Origin of the sequence: Mesorhizobium sp. M7D.F.Ca.US.004.03.1.1 (assembly GCF_003998635.1) — a bacterium.
GTDB lineage: Bacteria > Pseudomonadota > Alphaproteobacteria > Rhizobiales > Rhizobiaceae > Mesorhizobium > Mesorhizobium loti.
The window spans coordinates 1-6,383 of the sequence record NZ_RZQG01000304.1 but is presented as its reverse complement, the minus strand read 5'-3'; the positions used below and the strand labels follow the sequence as shown (position 1 = coordinate 6,383).

Below are 6,383 nucleotides of genomic sequence, written 5' to 3'. Positions count from 1 at the left end.
GCCGCTGGCTGCGCGAAATCCATGACACCACCGGCCACACCACCGTCTTCGTCACCCACGACCAGGAAGAGGCGCTGGAGCTTGCCGACCGCGTCGTGGTGATGAGCCAGGGCCGCATCGAGCAGGTCGGCACTGCCGACGATATCTACGACACGCCGAACTCGCCCTTCGTCTACGGCTTCATCGGTGAATCGAGCTCGCTTCCCGTCAAGGTCGAGAATGGTGAGATCTGGCTCGCTGACCGTCCGATCGGGCTTGCCGCGCCCCACGAACCCTCGGGCGATGCGACGCTCTACTTCCGCCCGCACGATGTCGAACTGCTGGACGGCTGCAGCGGCTGCATCGCCGGCACGGTCGCTGCCAGCCGCCGCGTCGCCGGCACGCGCCGGGTCGAACTCGAGATCGGTGGTGAGCGCCAGCGGGTCGAAATCGAACTGCCGGTCGATCACCCGGCGGCCCAGAAAAGCCGGGTCGCGTTCCGGCCCGGACGCTGGAAGCTGTTTCCGGCGGCTTGATCCCGTCGCCAGCACATCGCCTCGAGAAGAATTGTGCGCGCAATCGGCGTCGTTGCTGCGTCCAGCGCCCCGAAAAGTCTCCGTCTGGGAGAAAATCCTAATAGTCGGCCGTTTCGACGATATTTTTTCTCGCCGGACCCTCACCGGGCTACTGCGCGTGCCTCGTCGCGCGCCCTGCCCCAAAGCTATGGTCCGATCATAAACGCATTGCATCGGAGCCTGTTTTCATGAAGCGATTTTTCCTTGGGCTTGCCGCCGTCGCCGGCCTGTTCCTCGCATCCTCCCAAGCCTGGTCGGCCGACAAATTGCTCAACGCATCCTATGATGTCGGCCGCGAACTGTTCGTGCAGGTCAACAAGGCCTTCATCGCGCAGCATCCGGGCGTCACCGTCGATCAGTCGCATGCCGGCACTTCGGCGCAGGCGCGTGCCATCGCCGAAGGCCTTGGCGCCGATGTCGTTACCTTCAACCAGGTCACCGACATCGACTTCCTGGTCAAAAAGGGGCTCGTCTCGGCCGACTGGCAGAAAGATTTTCCCGACAACGCCTCGCCCTTCTATTCGCTGCCTTCGTTCCTTGTCCGCGCGGGCAACCCCAAGCACATCAAGGACTGGAACGATCTCGTGCGCGACGACGTGCAGGTAATCTTCCCTAACCCGAAAACCTCCGGCAATGCGCGCTACACCTATCTGGCAGCCACCGCCTACGCGAAGGAGGCCTTCAAGGGCGACGACGCCAAGGTGAAGGAGTTCATCACCAAGCTGTTCAACAACGTGCCGATCTTCGACACTGGCGGCCGCGCCGCGACCACCACCTTCGTGCAGCGCGAGATCGGTGACGTACTGATCACCTTCGAGTCGGAAACACGCGGCATCCGCAAGGAGTATGGCGACGACAAGTTCGAGCAGGTCACGCCGACGGTCAGCCTGCTGGCCGAATTCCCGGTCGCGATCGTCGACAAGGTCGCCGACGAGCATGGTACGCGCGACCTGGCCAAGACCTATCTCGACTTCCTCTACACGCCGGAAGGCCAGGACATCTTGGCCCAGAACGGCAACCGGGTTCGCGACGCGGCGGTCGCGGCCAAATACAAGGCCCAGTTTCCCGATGTCCGCCTGCTGACGGTCGAAGATGTCTTTGGCGGCTGGGACAAGGTGCAGAAGGAGCATTTCGCCGCCGGCGGCCTGCTCGACCAGACTTACGGCAGCCGCTGACGGCAGCAATGTCCAGGATAGACGAGAGAGCCGGCACCTTGCCGGCTTTTTTCGTTTTGTGCGCCGGCGACCTGATCTTCAGCGGAATATCGGCACCGTCCGTGCAAAACGTTACAAAGAATCAACGCGTTTATGCCTAACATGCCATTCGGCGGCTTGTTTTCGCAAAACATCATCGCGTGGCGAAAACGTCATTATTTGCACACAAACAGTCGCCAGATGCGGGTGGTTGGGGCTTCAATGGGTTGATCTGGGCATGCTGACAAAAAAAGGCAAATACGGCCTCAAGGCCCTCGTGCATCTGTCCGGCCTGCCGGTCGGCCAATTGGCCTTCGTCAACGATATCGCGGTGGCCAACAACATCCCGAAGAAATTCCTCGATGCCATCCTGGGCGAGTTGCGCAATGCCGGCTTCGTCCAGAGCCGCAAGGGCAAGGAAGGCGGCTATCGCCTCGCCCGGCCGGCCTCCGAAATCAAGATCGGCCATGTCGTGCGCGTGCTTGACGGGCCGCTGGCGCCGATCCCTTGCGCCAGCCGCACGCAATATCAGCGCTGTGAGGATTGCGACGAGGCGACCTGCCAGGTCCGGCACATGATGCTGGAGGTGCGGCAGGCGATCGCCGAAGTGCTTGACAATCGCAGCCTTGCCGCCATGCGCGATGCCGACAATGATGATTTTCCAGTCGAGCTGACCTCGCAGATATAAACCACCAGCTGCTGCTCGCGACCGCAAGCTGACCGCGCTCAGACAGACATGAGATTCTTCCATTGAAGGAGGGGTTCTCCAAATCTCGGGTTACGAAGCTCGAAATCACAGGAGAACCCATGCAGTTTTTGGCCTACCCGTTCACATTAGACGCAGCCTCGAATACATGACGTGCGGACGTCGTACCCGCTACGTGCTCTGTACCCGCCACACCGAGGTCCATCCATCCTGCATTCACGGCCTCAAACATTTCTTCGGCAGGTCCGGAGTGACCCTTCGGGATGCCGAATTGCTCGAACGCTTCCGCCCACCCTGCACGCGGGATTGCAAAGGCTTTCACGTCGAGATTCAGGACTTCACCCAACTGCTCCGCGACTTCATCCGCAGTGACCATCGAACCAATCTCGACGATGCGCTGCCCTGACCACGCTGGCCCGGTCAAAAGGGTTGCGACCTCCGCGCCGATGTCGTTCGTCGCGACCATGGTCGATTTCCGGTTTGTCGGATTGTAGTAGACCGGTAGCGTTCCGCCCTGCGCGACCTGCAAGCCGTAGAGGAAGTTTTCGAAGAATCCACCTGCGCGCACAAATGCGATTGGCGATATCAGGTCGCGAAAACCTTGCTCCAGAAGCGACAAGGCCATGATCATCCCGAGCCCACTGGTTCTATTCGCACCCATCGACGAAAGCGCAACCACCCGTGGCGGCGCTGCCTTGGTGAGCGCCTCGACATAGTTTGCAATCACGCCCTTTGCTTCTTTGTAATCGGGCGACGGCGCCCAGACAGCCGGCAACATGACGAACGCCCCTTCGACGCCTTTGAGCGCTTGCTCGATGGCTGCCGGATCATTCCAATCGCCGTCTACCAGTTCCACGCCCTGATTCGCCCAGTTAGCCGCCTTCCCGCGATTGCGGACGAGCGCGCGTACCTCCTTGCCGTGCGCCAACAGATGTTTCGCCGTCGCGCCGCCAACTTTTCCCGTGATTCCCATTACTAAAAACATGTATTTTCTCCTGATCTTGAAGGACAGAACAATGCCCCTGTTGGTTCAATGGATGAGCGGCAGAATGGCCCGGATACGGGGATCGCGCGCGTAGAGGCCGCCCCATGTCATCGCGCCCAGAAGCAGGGAAATGATTTCAGGCGGCGACCCCAACTCACCAATGCGGACATGGGCGCAGATGGCACCTCCCAGAAACCCCGTCACCAGGATCGCGCCGAGGACGGCGGTGGTCGGGATGGCGTAAAGGATGGCGCAGGCGAGTATGATCGGACCCACAACACGGGTCAGGTCCATCGCGAACCCGGTTTCCTGCAACATGCTCGCGACCTGTGCCGGCGCGAAAAGCTGAATAGTCCCGTCGGCCACCAGAGCAATAACGACAAACGCGCTCATTATCCGGCCAGCCCACAGGGCGCGATGCAAGGTCATAGTTTCCGGTGTCTGATGCAGGTTCACAGTTTCGGACACTTGTCATTCTCCGATGGGGAGATCCCATATTCGAAGCTTACTGTGCCTCCTAGGTGTGATAAATGCCGAGGAAATGAACCAACTGTTCTCTTTTCGGGAAACAATACCGAGGCACGAAAATGCAGAATCTCGAACCCATCCTCATTTTCACAACGGTAGCGGAAATGGGGAGCTTCACCCGCGCGGCCGATAGCCTGGGCATCCAAAAGGGGAGAGCCTCAACGGCGGTCCGGAAGCTGGAAGAAGATGTCGGTGTCAGGCTTCTGCACCGGACGACGCGCAGCGTGCGGTTGACGGAGGACGGACGCGCGTTTCATGCCCGTGCCCGCGATCTGCTTGCTGAAGTCGATGATCTGCACTCGATGTTCGCAGGCGATCGCGTAGCACTTCGCGGTCGTTTGCGGGTCGACCTTCCGACCGAAGTGGCGCGCACAACCATCGTGCCGGCCCTGCCGGATTTCATGGCGGCGCACCCCGAGTTGGAGCTGGAGGTGTCGAGTACGGATCGGCAAGTCGATCTGGTTCAAGAGGGGTTCGACTGTGTATTGCGGCTTGGACCCATTCGGGACGAGACGCTGATTGCCCGCCCACTCGGCCTATTGCGCATGGCCAACGCTGCCAGTCCCGCCTATCTGGCGCGCTATGGCGTCCCTCGATCGCTAGAAGATCTCCAGCGTCAGGAACATAGGACAATTCATTTTTCGACGATGCTGGGCGCGAGACCCTATGGATGGGAATATCCGGACGGCGACAGCTACGCGACGCTTCAGTTGCCAGGTGCGTTACACGTCAACAGCGCGCAGACCTACGAAGCCGCCGCCCTCGCCGGCCTTGGTCTGATTCAGGCGCCACTCTTGGGCATCAGCCGATACTTAGAGAGTGGAGCGCTTGTGGAGATCATACCCGATTTTCGTCGCCGGGCGCTCGCCGTGTCCCTCGTCGTTGCACATCGGAGCAATCTATCGCGCCGAGTCCGCGCATTCATGAAATGGATCGAAGATGTGCTGACGCCGTATATGGAATAGCGAGACAAATATCTTCGTCCGGCCCTCGAAATCAACATTCTGAAGTTATGTCTGCCGGTCGGCGATCGGCGGCCCGGCGTTGCCGGCGCCAGCTAGCGCGGCACGAAGAGCTGATAGTCCTCCTTGCGTCGGGTGCCGATGCCGCAAGCGGCGCGCCTGTCCCAGTCATAGCGAGATTTGCAGAAGTCTTGAGCGCGGACACAACCTTGCGCGGTCCATGCCGACGCAGTAAAGCGGGGTTCGAAGAACAGGCTGGACCGATGAGGCTGTCGTGGTTCGCAAAATCCCGCAAGGCCGCCCGCAAGCCGCCATCGGCAGCCAGTTTCCGCACTGAAATCATCGCCGACGTCTTTGTCCCGGAACGGGCGGAGGATGTGCGCTTTTTCAGCCGCAAACTGGATCGCCCCGGCCGGCTTCGCCGCTTTTCCAACAGGGACCTCCGCGAAAGCCTGCTGTGCGTCTTCTATCTCATGGTCGCAGCGGCCCTGCCGGTGCGCTGGTGGGCGCCGATCTGCAGCCGCATGTCGAGGTTTCGCCTGAAGCGCCATATGCGCAAGGAGTTTCCCGCCTACGCTGCCGCCACACGCGCGGTGCTTGGCGACGGCATCGATGCGTGCAAGCTGTTCGAGGGTTTGCTGGTGGCACGCCATCGCCGCCGCCTGCAGCTCGCCGCACATCTGGTGACCGGCCGCTGGTCGCCGACGATCCGACTCGAAGGGCTAGAGGGGCTGCAGTCGGCCTTGCGGCAGGGCCACGGCGCCATCCTCTGGTGCGATCAGTTCACTGCCCAGACCATCATCGGCAAGCGCGCTTTGTACGAGGCCGGTATCGAGGCGCATCAGGTGAGCGTCCACACCCACATTTCCGAAACGGCGTTCGGCCTGCGTTTCCTCAACCCGCCGCTGATCAATGTCGAGAACCGGTTCCTGAAAAGCCGGGTCACCTTTGATCGCGACGACGCCTATCAGGTCACCATCCGCATCCAGAAGATCCTGAAGCAGAATGGCGTGGTGACGATGACCAACACCATCCATGCCGGCACGACCTTCACCGAAGCCGCCATGGGCGAAAGCGGCTGGACCCACCTCGCCTCGGCGCCGGCGAATTTCGCCGCCAGGGGCGGGACGGCGCTGTTTGCCATGTCGACCTTCGAAGTGGTTCCGTTCATCGAATACCGTGCCGTGCTCAGCCCCGCGTTGACGCCTGAGGCGTCTGTCACCCAGGCAACGGACATGGCCAGGGATGGCACCAAGAACATGGCCGTGCAGGCGCACTACATCCTTCTCAAGCGCGACCGCCTGTTGGAGGCGCTGAAGCTCTACCCCGAGCAGATGATGACGTGGTCCCGTCGGCAGCGGCTGACCGAGGCTCAGGACAGCACCGGCATCGGCACGGACGAAGGCTCATGACCGGCGCATCTGGCGGACCGCGGCAGCGACGACTTCACCGACC

Annotated in this window: 7 protein-coding genes; 5 read left to right on the top strand and 2 right to left on the bottom strand. The window is 61.1% G+C overall.

The window, feature by feature from the left end; genetic code table 11:
* The 3 genes from EN935_RS17900 to EN935_RS17890 form a co-directional block, all read left to right on the top strand.
* Positions 1–515 (top strand): TOBE-like domain-containing protein (locus EN935_RS17900; RefSeq protein WP_206534531.1); only part of this gene is annotated, 515 nt, incomplete at its 5' end.
* A gap of 227 nt (positions 516–742) precedes the next feature.
* Positions 743–1,729 carry a sulfate ABC transporter substrate-binding protein gene (locus EN935_RS17895; protein ID WP_109661082.1) on the top strand — a complete coding sequence of 329 codons (987 nt, stop codon included), beginning with the start codon at positions 743–745 and terminating at the stop codon, positions 1,727–1,729.
* Positions 1,730–1,985: 256 nt separating this feature from the next.
* Positions 1,986–2,435: an Rrf2 family transcriptional regulator gene (locus tag EN935_RS17890; RefSeq protein ID WP_006202816.1), complete on the top strand. Its 450-nt coding sequence runs from the start codon at positions 1,986–1,988 to the stop codon at positions 2,433–2,435.
* A 133-nt stretch (positions 2,436–2,568) separates the two neighbouring features.
* Here EN935_RS17890 and EN935_RS17885 read toward each other — a convergent pair whose 3' ends face one another.
* Both EN935_RS17885 and EN935_RS17880 read right to left on the bottom strand, forming a co-directional pair.
* A complete protein-coding gene (locus tag EN935_RS17885; protein ID WP_109661080.1) occupies positions 2,569–3,438 on the bottom strand; it encodes an NmrA family NAD(P)-binding protein in 870 nt (289 codons plus the stop codon).
* Positions 3,439–3,483: 45 nt separating this feature from the next.
* Positions 3,484–3,906 (bottom strand): DoxX family protein, encoded by a 423-nt coding sequence (locus tag EN935_RS17880; RefSeq protein ID WP_109661078.1) that lies wholly within the window; start codon positions 3,904–3,906, stop codon positions 3,484–3,486.
* A gap of 119 nt (positions 3,907–4,025) precedes the next feature.
* On the opposite strand from EN935_RS17880, the gene EN935_RS17875 reads away from it, so the two are divergent.
* Together EN935_RS17875 and EN935_RS17870 are read left to right on the top strand one after the other, a co-directional pair.
* Entirely contained in the window at positions 4,026–4,931 is a 906-nt protein-coding gene (locus EN935_RS17875; RefSeq protein ID WP_109661076.1) for a LysR family transcriptional regulator, read from the top strand.
* 260 nt (positions 4,932–5,191) lie between these two features.
* Positions 5,192–6,340 (top strand): hypothetical protein, encoded by a 1,149-nt coding sequence (locus EN935_RS17870; RefSeq protein WP_127264844.1) that lies wholly within the window; start codon positions 5,192–5,194, stop codon positions 6,338–6,340.
* Positions 6,341–6,383 lie beyond the last annotated feature (43 nt).